The organism is Limimaricola sp. G21655-S1 (assembly GCF_027213785.1).
In the GTDB taxonomy this organism is placed as follows: Bacteria; Pseudomonadota; Alphaproteobacteria; order Rhodobacterales; family Rhodobacteraceae; genus Limimaricola.
Genome location: NZ_JAPWGO010000458.1, coordinates 1 through 243 on the forward strand (window position 1 = coordinate 1; position 243 = coordinate 243).

General features: G+C 64.2%; 1 pseudogene. It reads right to left on the minus strand.

Annotated elements, in window-relative coordinates:
* Window positions 1–243 (minus strand): annotated as a pseudogene (locus O4G76_RS21455) (sugar ABC transporter substrate-binding protein); the annotation flags it as partial.

Consider the following 243-nt stretch of genomic DNA (forward strand, 5'->3'; position numbering starts at 1 on the left):
CGACTGCGCGGCGGAATAGCTGCCGCCAAAATAGTAGTCCTTGCTCTCCTGCCCGCGATGACGACCGCCAAACCGCGCTTCGGCCATGCGCCGCACGCGGCTTGAGAGGCGTATCCACTGGTCCAGCAGCTTGTCGCTGGGATGCATCGAGAAACTCTTGCCGGATTTGGTGCGCGGGCGCTGCTCGATAAGGCCCGCCTCCACCATTTCCTTCATCCGGCGGGTGGCGGTCGCATAGGGCAC